This is a genomic window from Cryobacterium cryoconiti (assembly GCF_004403065.1).
GTDB lineage: Bacteria > Actinomycetota > Actinomycetes > Actinomycetales > Microbacteriaceae > Cryobacterium > Cryobacterium cryoconiti.
Window position 1 is genome coordinate 86,069 of sequence record NZ_SOHA01000009.1, and the last position, 19,464, is coordinate 105,532.

Below are 19,464 nucleotides of genomic sequence, written 5' to 3' on the forward strand. Positions count from 1 at the left end.
GCGGGTGGTGCGTCCGGTCAGGCGGCTAACAGCACCGGCCCTGGGGGTTCACGTCCTGGCGGTCGGTCTGGTCTCGCCAGAACTCGCGTTCCGTCATCATCACCGGCCTGCCGCAGGCGGCGGCATCCGGGTCATGAACGGAGTGCTCGTGGGCGTCGTCCAGCGCGTCATGGTGGGCCTTGTACTTGTCATAGGCGTCCTCACCCATGACCCCCCTCATGAACCAGGCGAAACCCTTCGCGCCCTCACGGACGCCGGCGAGGAGACTCATCGGCGGGGCACCTTCTTCGCCTTGTCCAGCTTGGCCTGGGCGATCTGGGCATCCCAGCGCACGGCCAGCTTCTTCTCCTCCGGGGTGGCGACGAAACCGGACGGGGCGAACATCTGCGATGCCACCGCGTCATCCTCGTTGGTGCCGAAGTTGCGGCTCTTGTAGGACTTCCAGGTGGCCTGAGCGGCGGTGACCATCACGATGATGGCCAGCACGACGAACAGGATCGAGAGGATGCCCTGCACCATCGTGTTACGCACGACGGCTTCCATTGCTTCGACGGTCTTGGCCGTTCCGAAGCTGGTGAGCCCGTCATCCAGGGCCTTCGAGAACGCCCGGTTCTGGGCGAAGTAGCCCACGTTGGGAACGGTCGAGAAGATCTTCAGGAACGACGCGTAGATGGTCACGACGGCGGCGAAGGTCAGCGGCAGCGCCACGACCCAGATGTACTTGAACAGCCCGCGCTTGGCCACGATCGCCAGGCAGACCGCCAGGGCGATGGCCGCGAGTAGCTGGTTCGCGATCCCGAACAGCGGGAACAGGGTGTTGATGCCGCCGAGCGGGTCGGTGACGCCCATCACGAGCACGGCGCCCCAGGCTGCGACCATGATGCCGGTCGTGACCCAGGCGCCCAGACGCCAGGAGGTGTTCTTGAACTTCGGGAAGACGTTGCCGAGGCTGTCCTGCAGCATGAACCGGGCCACGCGGGTGCCGGCGTCGACGGCGGTGAGGATGAACAGCGCCTCGAACATGATGGCGAAGTGGTACCAGAACGCCATCATTCCCGAGCCCCCGGCCACCTGCTGCATGATGTTGGCAAGGCCGACCGACAGGGTCGGGGCGCCGCCGGTGCGGGACACGATGGTCTCCTCGCCCACATTCTTCGCGGTCTCGGTGAGCATCTCGGGGGTCAGGTTGACGCCGGTCAGGCCAAGGCTGTTCACGAACGTGACGGCACCCTCCACGGTTCCGCCGGTCAGGGCCGGCGAGGAGTTCATGGCGAAGTAGATTCCGCGGTCGATCGACAGCGCGGCGACGAGCGCCATGATGGCGACGAACGATTCCATCAGCATGCCGCCGTAGCCGATGAAGCGGGTCTGACGTTCCTTCTCGATCAGCTTCGGCGTCGTGCCGGAGGCGATCAGGGCGTGGAAGCCGGAGAGGGCACCGCAGGCGATGGTGACGAACAGGAACGGGAAGAGCGAGCCGCTCACCACGGGGCCGCCGCCGTTCACGAACTCGCTGGTGGCCGGGGCCGAGATCTCGGGGCGGACGACGATGATGGCGAGTGCCAGCATCCCGATCGTGCCGATCTTCATGAAGGTGGACAGGTAGTCCCGGGGGGCCAGCAGCAGCCAGACCGGGAGGATGGCGGCCACGAAGCCGTAGACGATGATGCCGATCGCGAGGGGCAGCGGGTCGATGGCGAAGAAGGTCGAGCCCCACTCGGTGTCCGCGATCATGCCGCCGCCGATGATGGCGGCCAGCAGCAGCACGAAGCCGATGACCGAGATCTCGGTGACCCGGCCGGGGCGGAAGAAGCGCAGGTAGACGCCCATGAACAGGGCGATCGGGATGGTCATCGAGACCGAGAAGACGCCCCAGGGGCTGTCGGCGAGAGCGTTGACCACGACAAGGGCGAGAATGGCCACGATGATGACCATGATCGCCAGGGTGGCGATGAGGGCGGCCGTGCCGCCCACCTTGCCGAGCTCGTCCCGGGCCATCTGGCCCAGGGAGCGTCCGCCGCGGCGCATCGAGAAGAACAGCACCAGGTAGTCCTGCACCGCGCCGGCGAACACGACGCCGACGATGATCCAGATCGTTCCGGGCAGGTAGCCCATCTGGGCGGCCAGCACGGGGCCGACGAGCGGTCCGGCGCCGGCAATGGCGGCGAAGTGGTGGCCGAAGAGAACCCGGCGGTCGGTGGCCGCGTAGTCCTTGCCGTCGGCCTTGTACTCGGCCGGCGTCGCGCGCCGGTCATCCGGGTGCAGCAGGTGCTTCTGGATGTAGTTGGAGTAGAAGCGGTAGCCGATCAGGTAGGTGCAGACGGCGGCGAAGACGAACCAGATGGCGTTGACGGTCTCGCCGCGGACCACGGCGAGCATCACCCAGCTCAGCCCGCCGAGCAGGGAGATACCGCCCCAGATCGCAATCTTCAAGGGGGTCCAGTGTGCCTCTTCGGCATCGTGCGTGGTCTGGTCGAGGGCAACGGGCAACAGGAGGGGATCCCGGTCCAGTTCCTCGCCCCGCTTCGGTGAATCGTGTGGCGTGCGGGGCTTGGTGCCCATGATCTCTCCTTTGAGGTGCCCGCAACGTCTGCGGAAATCCTTAGCAAGGCTAACAGCTTGGCGGCAGTTTCCGGACGGACGCCTAAAATGGGCTGAGCGCCGTTCGGCTTCGGTCTGTTCACCGTGCTTTCCAGTTTTTCCGCCCTCTCGACCATTGGAGCCACCGTGGCCGCCCTGTCCCGCCTCGATTCCGTCATCGCCCTTGCCCGCCACCGCGGGTTCGTGTTCCAGGCCGGTGAAATCTACGGTGGATCGCGGTCCGCCTGGGACTACGGACCCCTCGGTGTGGAGCTCAAGGAGAACATCAAGAAGCAGTGGTGGCGCTTCATGGTCACCAGCCGCGACGACGTGGTCGGCCTTGACTCCTCGGTGATCCTTCCCCGCAAGGTGTGGGAGGCATCCGGTCACGTCGAGGTTTTCAGCGACCCGCTGGTCGAGTGCACGAGCTGCCACAAGCGCTTCCGTGCCGACCACCTCGAGGAGGAATTCGAGGAGAAGAAGGGCCGCCCGCCCGAAGGCGGCATCGACGGCATCCCCTGCCCGAACTGCGGCAACCGGCACATCTGGACCGAACCGCGCGCCTTCTCCGGCCTGCTCAAGACCTACCTCGGCCCGGTCGACGACGAGGCCGGCATGCACTACCTGCGCCCGGAGACCGCGCAGGGCATCTTCGTCAACTTCGCCAACGTGTTGCAGGCGGCCCGCATGAAGCCGCCGTTCGGCATCGGCCAGATCGGTAAGAGCTTCCGAAACGAGATCACCCCGGGCAACTTCATCTTCCGCACCCGCGAGTTCGAGCAGATGGAGATGGAATTCTTCGTCGAGCCCGGCACGGATGAGACGTGGCACCAGTACTGGATCGACCAGCGGATGAACTGGTACACGGGCCTCGGCATCAACATCGACAACCTGCGCCTGTTCGAACACCCGGCCGAGAAGCTGTCGCACTACTCCAAGCGCACCGTGGACATCGAGTACCGCTTCGGTTTCAGCGGCAGCGAGTTCGGCGAGCTCGAGGGTGTCGCCAACCGCACCGACTTCGACCTCAAGACGCACGCGGAGGCATCCGGCAAGGACCTCTCCTACTTCGATCAGACGAAGAACGAGCGCTGGGTGCCCTATGTGATCGAGCCCGCGGCCGGACTCACCCGTTCGCTGATGGCGTTCCTGGTGGACGCCTACCACGAGGAGGAAGTGCCCAACGCGAAGGGCGGCGTCGACAAGCGCACCGTGCTCAAGCTCGACCCGCGGCTCGCGCCGATCAAGGTCGCCGTGCTGCCCCTGTCGCGTAACGAGGCACTCTCGCCGATGGCGAAGTCCCTCGCGGCGCGGCTGCGCGAGTCCTGGAATGTGGACTTCGACGACGCCGGCGCCATCGGCCGCCGTTACCGCCGCCAGGACGAAATCGGCACCCCGTACTGCGTCACGGTCGACTTCGACTCGCTCGACGACCAGGCCGTCACCGTGCGCGACCGCGACTCCATGGCGCAGGAGCGCGTGCCCCTCGACGAGCTCGACGCCTACCTCGCCGTGCGTCTCCGCGGCGCCTAGCGTCCCTCCGCCTGCTGACGCCTGCCGCCTGCCGTCTGCCGCCTGCTGACGCCTGCCGCCTGCCGTCTGCCGCCTGCTGACGCCTGCCGTCTGCCGACGCCTGCCGGCCGCGGCTCCTGCTCGGCTTCTGCTCGGTGCCGCCGGTGCCTGCTCGGTGCCGCCGGTCACGTCCACATCCGGGCGTGGCCGGCTGTTTCTGCGCATAACTCCTGCAAATTGCGCCGGGCGGACCGCACTCCCGCATGTTTCCGGGGGTGCCGCCGGCTCCCGGCAACGAATTGCAGGAGTTATGCACGCGCTTGGCAGCCGGACGGCCCGGGGTCCGTGCCGAGCGCAAGGTCGAGACGGCTAGGGCCGGCCGGGCGCGCCCAGGGTCAGGAGGCGGCTGGGCCGATATCGACGACCGCGGCCACGGAACCGGCGGTGGGGAGCTCGACCTGGATGCCGAACAGGGCATCGATCCCGCCCAGGAACGCGGCCTGCTCGCCCGCCCGGGCCAGCTCGCGGGAGCGCACCATCGGGGTGTGCAGGAGCACGCCGGCCAGGTGACGCAGGGCCGACTCGGTCTGTTCGCTGTCGTCGCCCCGGTTACGCGCCCGTTCGATCTCCCCGTCGAGGATGTCGAAGATGTAGCTTCGCAGGGCGACGACGGCCGGTGCCAGGCTCTGTTCCTCGGCTACCGCCGAGAATTTGCGGGCGGCGCGCCCCACGATCAAACGGGCGTCGCTGGTGGCGTTGAGCTCCTCGAGCGGGGCGTGGATGCGGATGGTCTCGAGGTCGAGCAGTTCGACACCGGCCAGGTCCGTGACATCCGGGTCGACGTTGCGGGGCAGGCCCAGGTCGATGATGAGGCGTCGCGCGATCTCCGCCGGGGCATCCTTCATCGGGCAGGCGGGGAGCGCGCGCGCTTCGGCGGCCGGCGGCTGCAGGGAGAGGGCGCGCCCGGAGCGGAGCAGGGCCGCATCGATCACATGGGTGTCGGCGGTCGTGCAGGTGAGGATCAGGTCGGCCTCGGCGGCCTCCACGGCGAACGCGGATTCGGAGACGGCGGCGATCTGGTGCGAGGTGGCGAACTTGTGCGCTCGTCCCGAGGGGGAGTACACCCGCACGTTCTCGGCGCCGAGGTCACGCAGGGCGGCGAGGGACGCGCCCGCGTAGCGTCCGGTGCCGACCAGGAGCACGCGGGTCTCGGCCCAGTCCGTGATGCGGCTTTCGGCCAGTTCGAGAGCCAGGCGCACGAGCGAACGCCCGGCGGCGCCGATGCCGGTGCGGTTCTTCACGCCGCGCGAGGTCTGGGAGGCGCGCTGGAAGAGGCGCTCGAGTTCGGGGCTGGTGGTGCCGCCGACTCGGGCCTGCTCGAGCGAGCGGCGCACCTGACCGGCGATCTCCCCCTCGCCGACGACCACGGATTCGAGGCCGCTCGTCACGGCGAACAGGTGCTCGGCGACACTGCCGCCGTGCACGAGGTCGAGGGTGTTCCGCAGCACGTCGACCGCTACTCCAGTGGTTGCGCTGACGCCGTCGATGGCGGCGTGCACGGCCGTGAGCGGGGAGGAGCCTGCCGGCTCGTCGAGGTCGAGGTAGGCCTCGAAGCGGTTGCAGGTGGCCACGACAACGGCGCCGACCAGGGCCGAGTGCCGTTCGAGGATTCCGCCGGCCGTGTCGCTCGCACCGACAGACAATTTCTCCAGCACGTCGAAGCTGGAGTTCTTATGACTGGCGGACAGACAGATCAACACTCATCGATTGTACGACCTTCGACTGAGCCTCCCGAATCGCCCGAATGTCGGAAGTTTGACAGAATCAAGGAAATGAACCTTGACGCGCAACACCCTCTCGCAACCGGACTCACTGCCGATTCCCGCCTCATTCGCGCCTACCAGGGCACCCGGCCAGACAAGACACCGGTCTGGTTCATGCGCCAGGCCGGCCGTTCGCTGCCCGAATACCGGTCGCTGCGGGTCGGGACCCGCATGCTCGACGCCTGCCTCGAACCGGAGATGGCGAGCGAGATCACGCTGCAGCCGGTGCGCCGCCACAACGTCGACGCCGGCATCCTCTTCAGCGATATCGTGATCCCGCTGAAGCTCGTGGGCGTCGACGTCGAGATCGTCGCCGGGATGGGGCCGGTACTCGGCAAGGCAGTGCGCACCAAGAAGGATGTCGCGGAGCTCACAGCCCTCGACCCCTCCGTGCTCGATACCACTCTGGCTCCCATCCGGGCCGCCGTCGCCCGCACCGTCGCGGAACTCGGCTCGACGCCGCTGATCGGTTTCGCCGGTGCCCCGTTCACGCTGGCGGCCTACCTCGTTGAGGGCGGCCCCTCGAAGGACCACATCCACGCCCGCACGCTGATGCACGCCGACCCCGACGCCTGGGCCGAATTGATGGCCTGGACTGCCGAAGTCACCGGTCGTTTCCTGCGCGCCCAGGTCCTCGCCGGCGCGTCCGCCGCCCAACTGTTCGACTCCTGGGCCGGCGCGCTCTCCCTCGACGACTACACCCGGTTCGTCGCACCGGCCTCGACCGCGGCGATCGCCCACGTGCGCGACCTCACGTATGACGAGGTCCCCGCGGGCACGGATGCCGCAGACGCCGCATCCGTGCGCCGTAACGTGCCCGTCGTGCACTTCGGTGTCGGCACGGGAGAGCTGCTGAAGGAAATGCACAACGTCGGCGCCGACGTCGTCGGAGTCGACTACCGGGTTCCGCTCGACGAAGCCAACCGGCGACTCGGCGGACTCGTTCCGGTGCAGGGCAACATCGATCCGGCCCTCCTCGCGGCACCGTGGCCGGTGCTCGAAGCCCATGTCCTCGACGTGCTCGAGCGGGGGCGCACTGCACCGGCCCACGTGCTCAACCTGGGTCACGGCGTTCCGCCGATGACCGACCCGAACGTTCTGACCCGGCTGGTGTCCTTCGTGCACGAGGTCACCGCGGCCACGCCCGCCGCCGCCCCGCCGGCCGCTTCCTGACCGGCAGCACACCGAGCACGCACGCACGCAGAGGGAAGCGCAGGGGCAGCGAATGAAAGATGTCATCGTCATCGGCGGAGGAGTGGCCGGCCTGATCGCCGCCCGCTCCTGCGCCCGAATCGGGTTGAGCGTGACCGTGCTCGAAGCCACCGGGGTGCCGGGCGGCGCGCTCGGCAGCCATCAGGTCGCCGGACTCACCCTCGACAGCGGTGCCGAGAGTTTCGCGGTGCGCCGCAACGCGGTGGCCGAGTTCATCGCGGACCTCGGCCTGACCGACGAGGTCGTCGCCCCGAACCCTGCGGGCGCGTGGCTGCAGCTTCCCGACGACCGTGTGCCGAACGGCTCGGTCAGTGTGCCTCTGCCCAAGGCCGGCGTGCTGGGCATCCCCGGTTCGCCCCTGGCCGACGACGTACGCCGCGTGATCGGCTGGAGCGGCGCCTGGCGCGCCTACGCCGACCGGCTGATGCCGGTGATGACAATCGGTCGTGAACACAGCCTCGGCGCGCTCGTGCGCAAGCGCATGGGACGTCGCGTACTGGAGCGGCTGGTCGAGCCCGTGACCACCGGGGTGTATTCCTCCGCGGCCGACGATCTCGAGATCGACGTGGTGGCCCCGGGCCTCAACTCCGCCCTCACGGTGACCGGGTCCCTGTCCGGCGCCGTGCTCTCCCTGCGCTCGGCCGCCCCGGCCGGCTCGAACGTGGCCGGGCTCCGCGGCGGCATGTCCCGGCTCGTGGCCGCGCTCGTGGCCGACCTCCGGCATTTCGACGTGGAGATCGTGACGGATGCCCCGGTCACCGGCCTGCATCGCGCCGGCACCGACGACGCACCCACCTGGACGGTCACCCACGCCCCGGCTGCCCGGGAGACAGGCGGCCCGGACGAGCCCGCCCTCGAGCCTGAGCCCACCCTCGACGCCCGATTCGTGATCATCGCGACCCCGGGCGCGCAGGCGCTCGGTCTGATGGCCGACCTGAGCCCGGCCCACGCGGCGCTCGTCGACCTCGCCTGGCCCCAGCCGACCGCGATCGAACTGGCCACGATCGTGATCGACGCCCCAGAGCTCGACTCGCACCCGCGCGGCACCGGCGTGCTGGTCGCGGCCGCGACGCCCGGAGTCACCGCCAAGGCGCTCACGCACGTGACCGCCAAGTGGGAATGGCTGGCCGAGGCGGCCGGACCAGGCTGTCACGTCATCCGTCTGTCTTATGGCCGGGTCGGCCAGGACAGCCCGACGGCCCGGCTCAGCGACGATGAGCTCCTCGCCCTCTCCCTGCACGACGCCCGCACGATCCTGGGCGTCGACCTCGACGCCGCGGCCGTGCGCGGCTTCGCCCGAACCGTCTGGGGAGATGCCCTCTCGCCGGCGACCGTCGGCGCGCCCGAGCGCGTGAAACAGGTCCGGGAGGTCGTCGCCGCCACGTCGGGGCTCGAACTCACGGGTGCCTGGCTGGCCGGAACCGGGCTGGCGTCGGTGATCCCGGATGCCGTCGCCGCGGCCTCCCGCACCCGGCACGACGCTCTCGGCATCTGATTCCCCCCGTCCCGACAGCGCACACTCTTCTTCCATCCCGGATGGGGGATACTCTGAGAACTACGTACACGTTGAGGAATGGAGTCACAATGCGGGGAAAGCTTCTGTTCATCACGGGCGGGCTCGTCGGCTATGTGCTGGGTGCCCGGGCCGGGCGCAAGCGCTACGACCAGATCGTGGCAACCGCGGAGAACCTGTGGAACGCACCGCCCGTGCAGCGCCGAGTGAACGAGGCCCGCGACTTCGCGCTCGAACGAGTCGGGGATGTGCCGTCGGCGCTCCTCCAGACCGGCAAGAAGCTCGTCGCCGCGGTGCAGAGCAAGTCGTCCGGCTCCACCGGCACCAGCTACACGGTCCCGACACCGGCAGCGACCGCACCGGCAGCGACCGCACCGACACCGGCAGCGACCGCACCGGGCGCCGCCGGCGACACCACTTCTCAGTAATCGCCGCGACAATCCGAACGAAGGGGATTCAGTGAGTAACAGCGAATTCAATCCGAAGGCCCGGAGATCCACGTTCGAGTTGCTCGGTGAGCTGCCCGGCCAGGTCATTGCCCTGGTCAAGGCGGAACTCGGCGCGGCCAAGGCGGAATTCGCCGGCAAGGCCAAGAACATCGGACTGGGCATCGGCCTGTTCGTCGTCGCCGCCGTATTCGCGTTCTTCGCCGTCATGGTGCTGGTCGCGCTCGCGGTCATCGCCCTCGACCTCGTGCTGCCGCTCTGGCTCGCGGCCCTGATTGTGGCCCTCGCCCTGCTTCTGCTCGCCGGGGTCCTGGCGTTGGTCGGCAAAAACCGGGTGACGGCCGGAACCACATCCGATCCAGACGGAGTCACGGCGAGTATCCGTAGCGACGTCGACGCGCTCAAGGGAGTTGGCAAGTATGAGCACTGACCAGAACGCGAAGACGATCGACACCGTGGACGAGAGCGTCGCCACAGTCGACACCGCGCCGAAGAGCAAGACGGAGCTTCGCGCCGAGGCGACACGAGCCCGCGTCGAACTCGCTCAGACGCTCGACGCGATCGAGTACAAGCTCAATCTGCCGCGGCAGATGCGGGTGCGCTCGCGCCTGTTCAAGGTGCGTCTGCGCGAGTTCGGCGACAAGAACCCCGTCGCGCTCGCCGGGATCGTCCTGGGCGGCGTCTCGGCAACGGTGGGTGCCGTCTGGCTCGGCGTCAAGGCCGTACAGCGTCGCTGAGGTCACGGGATCCCGGCCTGCGGCCGAGCAGTTTTGGCTCTCGCAGGAAAGAAGTAGAGACTAGTAGTTATGACTCACCCGGCTGCCGGAGAGGCAGTAAACCCACCTCACTCCACCACCTCTGCTGAGACCCACGGAACCACCGACACACCAGCCGCATCGCCGCAGGGGTTCACCCTGTTCGCGGTGTTGCGCAAGGACCCGGGCAACCCCGATGACCTCGACGGCCACGACGTGCCGCGCGCCGTGCGTGAGCTCGACGACGTCATCGCGCTGGTCGAGGACGAGGGCGTGACGGTGCGTGGCTTCTACGACGTGTCCGGCCTTCGCGCCGACGCCGACGTGATGATCTGGACCCACGCGCCGGACGCCGAAACCCTGCAGTGGGCCAACCGCCAGTTGCGCCGCAGCGCGCTGCTGAAGAGTCTCCTCCCCACCTGGAACGCCATGGGCGTGCACCGGGACGCCGAGTTCAACAAGAGCCATGTCCCCGGATTCCTGCGCGGTATCGAACCGAAGGCCTGGCTCACCATCTACCCGTTCGTGCGCAGCTACGAGTGGTACCTGCTGCCGGAGGCCGAGCGCAGCGCCATGCTCGCCGATCACGGCCGTAAGGGCGCGGCCTTCCGCGGTGCCATCGCCAACACCGTCTCCTCGTTCGCCCTCGGCGACTATGAGTGGCTGCTGCCGATCGAAAGCGACGAGCTCACCGAGCTCGTCGACCTGATGCGCGAACTGCGGGCCACCGAGGCCCGCCGTCACGTGCGCGAAGAGGTCCCGTTCTACACCGGCCGCCGCATCACGACGGCCGAACTCGTGGAGGTTCTGCAGTAATGACTACCTACGACGCCATCCTGCTGGCCGGATTCGGCGGCCCCGAAGGCCAGGACGATGTGATCCCGTTCCTGCGCAACGTCACGGGCGGCCGCGGCATCCCCGAGGAACGCCTCGAAGAGGTTGCCAAGCACTACCGCCACTTCGGCGGAGTGAGCCCCATCAACGACCAGAACCGCGTTCTCCGGGCCGCGCTTCAGGCCGAGCTCGAGCGTCGCGGCATCGACCTGCCCGTGCTCTGGGGCAACCGCAACTGGGCACCGTACCTGCGCGACACCATCAGCGAGGCCAACGCCAACGGCCAGACCCGGCTCCTGGCCATCGCCACCAGTGCCTACAGCTCCTACTCCGGATGCCGCCAGTACCGCGAGGACTTCGCGGCGGCGCTCACCGCGACCGGGCTGGAGGGTGTGGTGCACATCGACAAGGTGCGCCAGTTCTTCGACCACCCCGGTTTCGTCACCCCGTTCGTGACCGCCCTGCACAAGGGCCTCGCGGATGTCCAGGCTCAGGTCCCCGGAATCGACCTGGCCACCGAGGTCGAGATCCTGTTCTCCACCCACTCGATCCCGATGACCGACGCCAATAAGAGCGGCCCGTCCGAGCGCGGCTTCGGCGAGGGTGGCGCCTATGCGGCGCAGCACCTGGCCGTCGCCCAGAAGGTCATGGTCGGCGTGGACACCCCGTGGCAGCTGGTCTTCCAGTCCCGCAGCGGGCCGCCCAGCATGCCGTGGCTCGAGCCCGACATCAACGATGCCATCGCCCTGCTGCCCGAGCGGGGCATCCGCGCCATCGTGATCGTGCCGCTCGGCTTCGTCAGCGACCACATGGAGGTCATGTGGGACCTCGACAACGAGGCCACCGAGACGGCCGGTGAGCTCGGCCTGGTGTCTGTGCGCGTGCCGACGCCCGGCGTCGACCCGGCGTTCGTGAGCGGACTGATCGACCTGGTCGAGGAGCGGCTGAACGACACCCCTGCCGACGCCCGCCCGCACGAGACCGACCTCGGTCCCTGGTACGACGTCTGCCGGCCGGGTTGTTGCGAGAACGTGCGGTTGGGCTTCAAGCCCGCCGTGGCCGGGATGGCTCCGTGAGCCTGATCCGCGTCGGTACCCGAGGAAGCGCGCTCGCCCTGGCCCAGACCACGGCGATCGCGAACCGCATCGCGACCGCGTCCGGCTCCGAAGTGTCGATCATCCCGATCACGACGCACGGCGACACCTCCCGCGAACCCCTCTCCACCCTGGGCGGCACGGGCGTCTTCGCCAGCGCCCTGCGCGAGTCGCTGCTGGCCGGCGAATGCGACGTGGTCGTGCACTCGTTCAAGGACCTGCCCACGGCCGAGTACCCCGGTCTCCGCATCGGCGCCACGCCGAAGCGGGCGGATGCGCGCGATGTGCTGTGCGCCCGCGGCGGCTTCAACCTGACCACTCTGCCCGTGGGCGCCCGGGTCGGCACCGGCTCACCGCGGCGGAAGGCCCAGCTTCTGTCGCTGCGCCCGGATCTCGACGTTGTCGACATCCGTGGCAACGTCGACACCCGGCTGTCCCGCGTGGCCGAGGGTGACCTCGATGCCGTCGTGCTCGCCGCCGCCGGGCTCAGCCGCCTCGCGCTGCTCGAATCCGTCGACGGGGAGTACCTGGAGCTGTCCGACTGGCCCACCGCACCCGGTCAGGGCGCGCTGGCGATCGAGGTGCGCGACGAACGTCCCGACCGGGCCCTCGCCGGTGCGCTCACCGCCATCAACCACTCCACCAGCCAGGCCACGGTCATGGCCGAACGCTTCGTGCTGGCCCGGCTCGAGGCCGGCTGCGCAGCGCCGATCGGGGCCATGGCCGCCATCGACGACGGGCTCCTCTTCCTCACCGCCACGGTGTACAGCCCGGACGGCACCCGCAGCGTCGTGAGCTCGCACGCCGCCACCCCCGATTCGCACTCCATTGCGCACCTGACCGATGCCGCGCAAGATGTTTCTGACCGTGTTTCGCGTGACCTGCTCGCCGGCGGCGCTGCCGACTTCGCCCCGATGAAGGTGACTTCGTGATGACCTCGCGCTACAAGACCAAACCCAGCCTCGCCAAGCCGCTCACCGGCTGGCGCGTCCTCGTGCCCCGCGGCGGGCCGTGGGGCGACCACGTCGCGGCCGATCTTCGCTCCCAGGGTGCCCAGCCGATCGTGGCCCCCATGATCAACTTCGCCCCGACCGATGATGCCCCCGCGCTCGAGGAGGCCCTGGCGCGCCTCGCCGCCGGGGACTTCGACTGGATGACGGTCACCAGCGCGACGACAGTGGACGTGTTGTCGTCGCACCGGGCCGTCGTGGCCTCGACCACCCGCATCGCGGCCGTCGGCGAGACCACGGCCGCCGCCCTGGTCGCGGCCGGATACCGGGTCGACATCGTGCCGTCCGAAGACAACTCCGCCCGCGGGTTGCTCGCGGAGTGGGAGGCGGCCACCGCCGGCCAGGTGCCCCTGCGCATCCTCACCCTGCGTTCGGAGATCGCCAAGCCGCTGCTGACCGAGGGTCTGCGGCGCATCGGCCACGAGGTTGAGTCGGTCGTCGCGTACCGTACCGTCGGCGTGCCCGTCGACCCGCGCGTGGTGGCGGACGTCGCCGCCGGCAACGTGCAGGCGATCCTCGTCACCTCCGGAAGCGTCGCGCAGCAGGTGCAGGACCAGCTCGGTCCCATCCCGGAATCCAGCCTGGTGGCCTGCATCGGGCCGAGGACGGCGAAGGATGCCGCAGCGATCGGCCTGCGGGTCGACGTCGTCGCCGACGCACCCAGCGCCGAGTCCCTGATCGAGGCCCTCGTCCTCGTCGCCCAGTCCCGCTGACCCGGCGCGCCCGCGCTCGGCAGGAGTCTTCTTGTTGCCGTTCCGGACAACTGTTGCCGGTACGCCGGCAACAGTTGTCCGGAACGGCAACACTCGCCGCGGCCCGTCGAGGTCGTCCAGCCGGGCGACGTAGGGTTGACGGGTGATAAACCCCGTCATCCGCCCGCGACGTTTGCGCACCACTCCTGCGCTCCGTCGCCTGGCCAGCGAAATCCGTCTGCACCCCTCCGAACTGGTTCTCCCGATGTTCGTTCGGGAGGGCACCGGCGAGGCTACGCCGATCCCGTCGATGCCCGGGGTGGTTCAACACACCATCGACAGCGCCCGGCGGGCCGTGACGGATGCCGCTGCATCCGGCATCGGCGGGGTCATGCTCTTCGGAGTGCCGGCCGTGCGCGACGCCGTCGGCTCCGGCGCCACCGATCCCGACGGCATTCTCAACGCCGCCACCCGTGCCCTGGTCGCTGAGGTCGGCGACGCCCTCGTCGTGCAGACCGACCTCTGCCTCGACGAGTTCACCGACCACGGCCACTGCGGCGTGCTCGCCGCCGACGGCAGCGTCGACAACGACTCCACCCTCGAGAGGTACTGCGAGATGGCGCTCGTGCAGGCGGCGTCCGGCTCGCAGCTGCTCGGCCTGAGCGGGATGATGGACGGCCAGGTGTCCGCCGTTCGCCAGGCGCTCGACCAGAACGGCTACGTCAACACCGCCGTCCTCGCCTACTCGGCCAAATACGCCTCGGCCTTCTACGGTCCCTTCCGCGACGCCGTCGAATCGACCCTGGAGGGTGACCGCCGCAGCTATCAGCTCGACCCCGCGAATCGTCGGGAGGGCGTGCGCGAGGCCCTGCTCGACATCGAGGAGGGTGCAGACATCGTCATGGTCAAGCCCGCCGGCAGCTACCTCGACGTGCTCGCCGACGTCGCCGCCGTCAGTGATATTCCGGTCTGGGCATACCAGGTCTCCGGCGAATACGCCATGATCGAAGCCGCGGCCGCGCACGGCTGGATCGACCGCCGCCGTGCCGTCGAGGAGTCGGTGCTCAGCATCCGTCGTGCCGGCGCAGACGCCGTTCTCACCTACTGGGCGGTCGAACTCGCCACCTGGCTCAACGAAAGACAGGCCCGATGATGACCCGCAACGACGACCTTTTCGCCCGCGCGCAGCGCGCCATCCCCGGCGGCGTCAACTCGCCCGTGCGGGCCTTCCGCTCGGTCGGCGGCACACCGCTGTTCCTGGTCAAGGCGAAGGGTGCCTACGTGACCGACTCCGACGGGCGCGAATACGTCGACCTGGTCAGTTCCTGGGGCCCGGCCATCCTCGGCCACGCCCACCCGGAGGTCGTGCAGGCGGTGCAGGATGCCGCCGCGCTCGGCCTCTCCTTCGGCGCCTCCACCCCCGGCGAGACCGTTCTGGCCGAACTGATCGAGGAGCGCGTCAGCGCGGTCGAGAAGCTGCGCCTGGTGTCGACCGGAACCGAGGCCACCATGACGGCCATCCGTCTGGCCCGCGGTTTCACCGGTCGCGACCTGCTGATCAAGTTCGCCGGGCACTACCACGGCCACTCGGACGGACTGCTGGCGCAGGCCGGCTCCGGCCTGGCCACGCTGGCCCTGCCCGGTTCGGCCGGGGTGACGGCGGCGACCGCCGCGCAAACCCTCGTGCTGCCGTACAACGATCTGGATGCCGTGCGGGCCGCCTTCGAGGCGCACCCGGGCTGCATCGCCGCCGTGATCACCGAGGCCGCGGCCGCGAACATGGGCGTCGTGGCTCCGGACCCCGGCTTCAACGCGGCCCTCACCGCGATCGCGCACGAGCACGGCGCGCTCCTGATCATCGACGAGGTCCTCACCGGCTTCCGCGTGCATCCGGCCGGATATTGGGGTCTGGACACCGCGAGCGGTGACGACGCGGGCTACACCCCCGACCTGTTCGCCTTCGGCAAGATCATCGGCGGAGGCCTGCCGGTGGCGGCGCTCGGCGGACGCGCCGACGTGATGGATTTCCTGGCGCCGAACGGCCCGGTCTACCAGGCCGGAACGCTCTCCGGAAACCCGGTGGCGGTCGCGGCCGGCATCGCCACGTTGCGGGCCCTGGACGCCGGTGTCTATGAACACATCGATGCCACATCACTGCTGCTCTCGGAGGCCGTGTCCGCCGCGTTCGCCGCCGAGGGCGTCGAGCACAGCGTGCAGCGGGCCGGCAACCTGTTCAGCTTCGCCTTCGGGGCCGAGGCTGCTGCCGCGGCGCCCCGCACCTATGCCGAGGTGCAGCGACAGGAGGCGTTCCGGTACCGGCCGTTCTTCCACTCGATGCTCGACCAGGGCATTTCGCTGCCTCCGTCGGTGTTCGAGGCGTGGTTCGTGTCCGATGCCCACGACGAGAGCGCGGTGGGCTGGATCCTCGAGGCCCTCCCGGCCGCTGCGAAGGCCGCTGCGGCGGCGACCGCCGGGGAGTGACCCCGTCTCGGGAGTGCAGCATTTCTTTGTGAGGGAGCGACACACCGATTTCGCTCGTGAGCAGGCACACTAGACGTATGGCTTCCCTCCGCGTTCACCCTGACCGGCTTGAGATCCACCTCACGAAAGCGGAGAAGGCGCTTGCGCTGCGGCGCGACGACCTCGTCGTGCCGCGGGATCACATCCGTTCAGTGGCGATCACGGATGACCCGTGGATCTGGATCCGCGGCATCCGTTCCCCCGGGGTCGGCCTGCCACACGTGGTCGCGGTCGGCACCTGGAAGTTCCACGGCGGCAAGGACTTCCTGGCCATCAAGCGCAAACGTCAGGCGGTCGTCATCGACCTCATCGACGACGAATTCTCCCGGGTGATCCTGACCACCAATCACGCACCGGACCTGATCGCGTCGCTCAAACTCGGTGGTTGAGCCCGTCGAAACCGATCCCGTCGAAACCGAGCCCGTCGCAACCGGTGGTTGAGCCCGTCGAAACCCCGAACCTGACCCTCAGGCGCGCACGTCCACGACCGTGCGCCCGTGCAGGGTACCGGCGAGGATGCCCGCAGCGGCGTCGAAGGCCGCCTCCAGGGGGATGACCTGGGTGAGGCTGTCCAGCAGGCCGAGGTCGAGGTCGGTGCGGAGCCGGTGCCAGGCCTCTTCCCGCTGGGGGAGCGGGGCCTCGACGGAGTTGATCCCGATCAGGCTGACGGCGCGCAGGATGAAGGGCATGACCGTGGCCGGAAGGTCGGCCCCCTGGGCCAGGCCGCAGGACGTGACCGCTCCGCCGTAGGTGGTCTGGGCGAGCACATTGGCGAGGGTGAAGCTACCGACCGAATCGATCGCGCCGGCCCAGCGCTGGCCCTGCAGCGGCTTCCCGGCCTCGCTCAGGGTGTTCCGGTCGACGAGTTCGACGGCGCCGAGCCCGTGCAGGTAGTCGCCGAGCTCCGTCATACGGCCGGTCGACGCGTGCACCTGGTAGCCGCGGGCCGCGAGCAGCGCGACCGCGATGCTGCCGACTCCGCCGGCCGCGCCGGTGACCAGCACAGCGCCGGCCTCCGGTGTGACCCCGGCGCGTTCGAGGCCGAGCACGGAGAGCATGGCGGTGAAGCCTGCCGTGCCGATCGCCGCGGCCTGCGCGGGGCTGATCCCCTCCGGCAGCCGCACCAGCGAGGCTCCCGAGACGCGGGCCCGCTCCGCGAGTCCGCCGTGGTGGGTTTCGCTGAGGCCGGCCCCGTTGAGGATGACCTGGTCCCCGGCCGACCAGCGCGGGTCGGCGCTCTGCTCGACCGTTCCGACGAGGTCGATCCCGGCGATCAGCGGCCAGCTGCGCACCACTCCGGGGCGGCCCATCAGGGCCAGGCCGTCCTTGAAGTTGATGCTCGAGTAGTCCACCGCGATGGTGACGTCACCGGGCATCAGGAATGCGTCGTCGATCACGCGCAGGGTCGCGCGCTGGGATTTCTTCCCGTCGGCATCCTCGGTGCGGTCGACGACGATGGCGCGGAACTCAGTCTCAATACCCATGGGTCGAGACTACGCGTACCGGTTCAGGTGACGTCGCGCTTCCAGCTGACCATGTAGCCGATGACGGTGGCCGCGATCGCGTACGCCAGAAGCACGAGCCCGCCCTGCCACCACTCCAGCATCGCCGCGGCGGTGCCTCCCGGCGCGGCGAGCGTGAAGAAGCTCGCGCCCACCAGGGCGTCGGAGGCGGCGCCGGGCAGGTAGTTGCCGATCCCCTGCGTCACCTCGGTGAACAGGGACGCGAAGCGCAGCAGTGGCTCCACGAACTGGGTGAAGGCGAGCACGATCACGATCGACGCCACCTGGCTGGGCACCAGAACGCCGAGGCCGACCCCGATGGTCGCCCAGACGGCCATGGCAAGCACCGTGCGGCCGATCAGTGCCCAGGTGGCGCTCTCGCCGAGCAGCGGGTCCAGGCCGAAGGCGCCGATCACGAGCGCGCCGACGCCGACGGATGCGAGCAGCGCGACAACCCCGAGGACAGCCCCCATCACGAACAGTGCGATGGTCTTGGCTCCGAGCACCTGACCCCGCCGGGGATTGGCGAGGAAAGTGGGAGTGAGGGTCTGGTGCCGGAACTCCCCGGTGGTGGCCAGAGCACCGAGCAGAACCGGGAAGACGTAACCGATCGATGAGGCGAAGCTGTAGATCAGAGGTGGGAGGCTGCCGAACGACGGGAGTCCCTGCGAGCCTGAACCGACGGCATCCGGGCTGATCGCGCCGCTCTCGATGCCCGCGAACAGGGCGGACAGGCCCCCCGCCAGCAGGGCGATGTAGCCGAACATGACAGCGGCGAGGATCCACCACATGCGCGTGGTCCCGATCTTGGCGAACTCGGCCCCGATGGCGCGACTGAAGGACGTCATCGCGATTCCCCTCCGCTTGCGTTTCCGGTTTCGTTTCCGTGCGTGTCGCCGCCGCCGTTCACGAGGGCGAGGAAGGCCTCCTCGAGCCCCTTCCGCTCCCGGTGCAGGGCGCTGAGCTCCACACCGGCCAGGAAGGCCACGTGCCCGATCAGGGCGGCATCGGGGGCGGCGGCGAGCAGACCGGTGCGCCCCACGGAGAACTCGATCCCGGCGTGGCCGAGGGCGGCCGCCAGGGCCGTTCGGTCGGGGGAGTCGACCAGGATGCGCGGCGCCGCCTCGGTCTCGAGGCTCGCCAGGGTGCCGCGGTGCACGAGGGCGCCGGTGGCGATGATGATGACGTCGTCCACGCTCTGCTGCACCTCGGACAAAAGGTGGGAGCTGACCAGCACCGTGCGGCCCTCGTCGGCCATGGCCCGCAGGAAACCGCGGATCCATTTGATCCCCTCCGGGTCGAGGCCGTTGATCGGCTCGTCGAGCACCAGGACGCCCGGGTCGCCGAGCAGGGTGAAGGCCAGGCCGAGGCGCTGCCGCATTCCGAGCGAATAGCCGCCGACGCGCTGGCCGCCGTGGGCGCTGAGACCGACCAGGTGCAGCACGGCGTCGATCCGCGCGGCCGGCAGCCCCGCCGCTCGGGCGTAGACCGCCAGATGGTTCCGGGCGGTGCGCCCGGGGTGGAAGCTGGCTGCCTCGAGCGCGGCCCCGACGGTCTGCAGCGGCCGCGGCAGGTCCCGGTAGCGGATGCCGCCGATCGTGGCGGTGCCGGAGGTCGGTGCGACCAGGCCGAGCAGCATGCGCAGCGTCGTGGTTTTGCCGGCGCCGTTGGGGCCGAGGAAGCCGGTGACCCGACCGGGCTCCACCGTGAAGGACAGGTCATTCACCGCGGTGACAGTGCCGAACGTCTTGGTGATGTTGCTGAACTCGATGACCGCGCCGTCCGGCATCCGTTCCCCCTCCGTTGCTGGTATTCCGCCGCTGGAATCTGGCTCCAGCCTAGGGGAGTGAGTCCTGATCGCCCGGGTACCAATTCGACGGAGATTCTTGGGTCAACACCCGTTTTTGGGCCCAAACGAGCTGTTCAGACCAGAATCTCCGTCGAATTCGTTCGAGGGATTGCCGCCCCCAC

At 69.2% G+C, this 19,464-nt stretch carries 19 protein-coding genes; 13 read left to right on the forward strand and 6 right to left on the reverse strand.

Annotated elements, in window-relative coordinates; translation table 11 throughout:
* Window positions 1–25 precede the first annotated feature (25 nt).
* Window positions 26–271: a YbdD/YjiX family protein gene (locus E3T49_RS04895; protein WP_134423837.1), complete on the reverse strand. Its 246-nt coding sequence runs from the start codon at window positions 269–271 to the stop codon at window positions 26–28.
* Window positions 268–2,562 carry a carbon starvation CstA family protein gene (locus tag E3T49_RS04900; RefSeq protein ID WP_134423838.1) on the reverse strand — a complete coding sequence of 765 codons (2,295 nt, stop codon included), beginning with the start codon at window positions 2,560–2,562 and terminating at the stop codon, window positions 268–270. The genes E3T49_RS04895 and E3T49_RS04900 overlap by 4 nt, the downstream gene beginning before the upstream one ends.
* A gap of 165 nt (window positions 2,563–2,727) precedes the next feature.
* Between E3T49_RS04900 and E3T49_RS04905 the strand changes: the two genes are divergently transcribed.
* Complete coding sequence (locus E3T49_RS04905; RefSeq protein WP_134423871.1) at window positions 2,728–4,113, forward strand: glycine--tRNA ligase; 1,386 nt, start codon at window positions 2,728–2,730, stop codon at window positions 4,111–4,113.
* Between the two features lie 374 nt (window positions 4,114–4,487).
* On the opposite strand, the gene E3T49_RS04910 is transcribed toward E3T49_RS04905, so the two are convergent.
* The gene (locus E3T49_RS04910; RefSeq protein ID WP_134423839.1) at window positions 4,488–5,852 is read right to left on the reverse strand and encodes a glutamyl-tRNA reductase; all 1,365 of its coding nucleotides are present in this window, start codon (window positions 5,850–5,852) and stop codon (window positions 4,488–4,490) included.
* A 72-nt stretch (window positions 5,853–5,924) separates the two neighbouring features.
* On the opposite strand from E3T49_RS04910, the gene hemE reads away from it, so the two are divergent.
* The 12 genes from hemE (at window position 5,925) to E3T49_RS04970 (ending at window position 16,380) form a co-directional block, all read left to right on the forward strand.
* Window positions 5,925–7,088, forward strand: a complete 1,164-nt coding sequence (gene hemE, locus E3T49_RS04915) for a uroporphyrinogen decarboxylase (protein ID WP_134423840.1) — start codon at window positions 5,925–5,927, stop codon at window positions 7,086–7,088.
* Window positions 7,089–7,140: 52 nt separating this feature from the next.
* Window positions 7,141–8,622: a protoporphyrinogen oxidase gene (gene hemG / locus E3T49_RS04920; RefSeq protein ID WP_134423841.1), complete on the forward strand. Its 1,482-nt coding sequence runs from the start codon at window positions 7,141–7,143 to the stop codon at window positions 8,620–8,622.
* Window positions 8,623–8,711: 89 nt separating this feature from the next.
* A complete protein-coding gene (locus E3T49_RS04925; protein ID WP_134423842.1) occupies window positions 8,712–9,068 on the forward strand; it encodes a hypothetical protein in 357 nt (118 codons plus the stop codon).
* A 31-nt stretch (window positions 9,069–9,099) separates the two neighbouring features.
* Entirely contained in the window at window positions 9,100–9,516 is a 417-nt protein-coding gene (locus tag E3T49_RS04930) for a phage holin family protein (RefSeq protein WP_134423843.1), read from the forward strand.
* Window positions 9,506–9,823, forward strand: a complete 318-nt coding sequence (locus E3T49_RS04935; RefSeq protein ID WP_241972656.1) for a hypothetical protein — start codon at window positions 9,506–9,508, stop codon at window positions 9,821–9,823. Before E3T49_RS04930 ends, E3T49_RS04935 begins: the two co-directional genes overlap by 11 nt.
* A 69-nt stretch (window positions 9,824–9,892) precedes the next feature.
* Window positions 9,893–10,657, forward strand: a complete 765-nt coding sequence (gene hemQ, locus E3T49_RS04940; protein WP_134423844.1) for a hydrogen peroxide-dependent heme synthase — start codon at window positions 9,893–9,895, stop codon at window positions 10,655–10,657.
* Window positions 10,657–11,751, forward strand: coding sequence for a ferrochelatase (locus E3T49_RS04945; protein WP_134423845.1), 1,095 nt, complete (start codon window positions 10,657–10,659; stop codon window positions 11,749–11,751). The genes hemQ and E3T49_RS04945 overlap by 1 nt, the downstream gene beginning before the upstream one ends.
* Window positions 11,748–12,701: a hydroxymethylbilane synthase gene (gene hemC / locus E3T49_RS04950; protein ID WP_134423846.1), complete on the forward strand. Its 954-nt coding sequence runs from the start codon at window positions 11,748–11,750 to the stop codon at window positions 12,699–12,701. The genes E3T49_RS04945 and hemC overlap by 4 nt, the downstream gene beginning before the upstream one ends.
* The gene (locus tag E3T49_RS04955; protein ID WP_134423873.1) at window positions 12,701–13,492 is read left to right on the forward strand and encodes a uroporphyrinogen-III synthase; all 792 of its coding nucleotides are present in this window, start codon (window positions 12,701–12,703) and stop codon (window positions 13,490–13,492) included. Before hemC ends, E3T49_RS04955 begins: the two co-directional genes overlap by 1 nt.
* A 145-nt stretch (window positions 13,493–13,637) precedes the next feature.
* Window positions 13,638–14,624 carry a porphobilinogen synthase gene (hemB, locus tag E3T49_RS04960; protein WP_420898531.1) on the forward strand — a complete coding sequence of 329 codons (987 nt, stop codon included), beginning with the start codon at window positions 13,638–13,640 and terminating at the stop codon, window positions 14,622–14,624.
* Window positions 14,624–15,952 (forward strand): glutamate-1-semialdehyde 2,1-aminomutase, encoded by a 1,329-nt coding sequence (hemL, locus tag E3T49_RS04965; protein ID WP_134423874.1) that lies wholly within the window; start codon window positions 14,624–14,626, stop codon window positions 15,950–15,952. Before hemB ends, hemL begins: the two co-directional genes overlap by 1 nt.
* A gap of 77 nt (window positions 15,953–16,029) precedes the next feature.
* A complete protein-coding gene (locus E3T49_RS04970) occupies window positions 16,030–16,380 on the forward strand; it encodes a hypothetical protein (RefSeq protein WP_134423848.1) in 351 nt (116 codons plus the stop codon).
* A 78-nt stretch (window positions 16,381–16,458) separates the two neighbouring features.
* Here the strand turns inward: E3T49_RS04970 and E3T49_RS04975 are convergent, their stop codons facing one another.
* Genes E3T49_RS04975 through E3T49_RS04985 form a run of 3 tightly spaced genes read right to left on the reverse strand, consistent with a single transcriptional unit; the run spans window position 16,459 to window position 19,282 of the window.
* Window positions 16,459–17,475, reverse strand: a complete 1,017-nt coding sequence (locus E3T49_RS04975; RefSeq protein WP_134423849.1) for an MDR family oxidoreductase — start codon at window positions 17,473–17,475, stop codon at window positions 16,459–16,461.
* 23 nt (window positions 17,476–17,498) lie between these two features.
* Complete coding sequence (locus tag E3T49_RS04980; RefSeq protein ID WP_134423850.1) at window positions 17,499–18,341, reverse strand: ABC-2 transporter permease; 843 nt, start codon at window positions 18,339–18,341, stop codon at window positions 17,499–17,501.
* Complete coding sequence (locus E3T49_RS04985; RefSeq protein WP_134423851.1) at window positions 18,338–19,282, reverse strand: ATP-binding cassette domain-containing protein; 945 nt, start codon at window positions 19,280–19,282, stop codon at window positions 18,338–18,340. The genes E3T49_RS04980 and E3T49_RS04985 overlap by 4 nt, the downstream gene beginning before the upstream one ends.
* Window positions 19,283–19,464: the final 182 nt, after the last annotated feature.

Bases quoted from the DNA above. Each gene is read 5' to 3' on its own strand.
- E3T49_RS04925 (WP_134423842.1), top strand. From the start codon at position 8,712: ATGCGGGGAAAGCTTCTGTTCATCACGGGCGGGCTCGTCGGCTATGTG.
- E3T49_RS04955 (WP_134423873.1), top strand. From the start codon at position 12,701: ATGACCTCGCGCTACAAGACCAAACCCAGCCTCGCCAAGCCGCTCACC.
- E3T49_RS04980 (WP_134423850.1), bottom strand. From the start codon at position 18,341: ATGACGTCCTTCAGTCGCGCCATCGGGGCCGAGTTCGCCAAGATCGGG.
- E3T49_RS04900 (WP_134423838.1), bottom strand. From the start codon at position 2,562: ATGGGCACCAAGCCCCGCACGCCACACGATTCACCGAAGCGGGGCGAG.
- hemG (WP_134423841.1), top strand. From the start codon at position 7,141: ATGAAAGATGTCATCGTCATCGGCGGAGGAGTGGCCGGCCTGATCGCC.
- hemE (WP_134423840.1), top strand. From the start codon at position 5,925: ATGAACCTTGACGCGCAACACCCTCTCGCAACCGGACTCACTGCCGAT.
- hemQ (WP_134423844.1), top strand. From the start codon at position 9,893: ATGACTCACCCGGCTGCCGGAGAGGCAGTAAACCCACCTCACTCCACC.
- E3T49_RS04945 (WP_134423845.1), top strand. From the start codon at position 10,657: ATGACTACCTACGACGCCATCCTGCTGGCCGGATTCGGCGGCCCCGAA.
- E3T49_RS04970 (WP_134423848.1), top strand. From the start codon at position 16,030: ATGGCTTCCCTCCGCGTTCACCCTGACCGGCTTGAGATCCACCTCACG.
- E3T49_RS04935 (WP_241972656.1), top strand. From the start codon at position 9,506: ATGAGCACTGACCAGAACGCGAAGACGATCGACACCGTGGACGAGAGC.
- E3T49_RS04985 (WP_134423851.1), bottom strand. From the start codon at position 19,282: ATGCCGGACGGCGCGGTCATCGAGTTCAGCAACATCACCAAGACGTTC.
- E3T49_RS04895 (WP_134423837.1), bottom strand. From the start codon at position 271: ATGAGTCTCCTCGCCGGCGTCCGTGAGGGCGCGAAGGGTTTCGCCTGG.
- hemL (WP_134423874.1), top strand. From the start codon at position 14,624: ATGACCCGCAACGACGACCTTTTCGCCCGCGCGCAGCGCGCCATCCCC.
- E3T49_RS04975 (WP_134423849.1), bottom strand. From the start codon at position 17,475: ATGGGTATTGAGACTGAGTTCCGCGCCATCGTCGTCGACCGCACCGAG.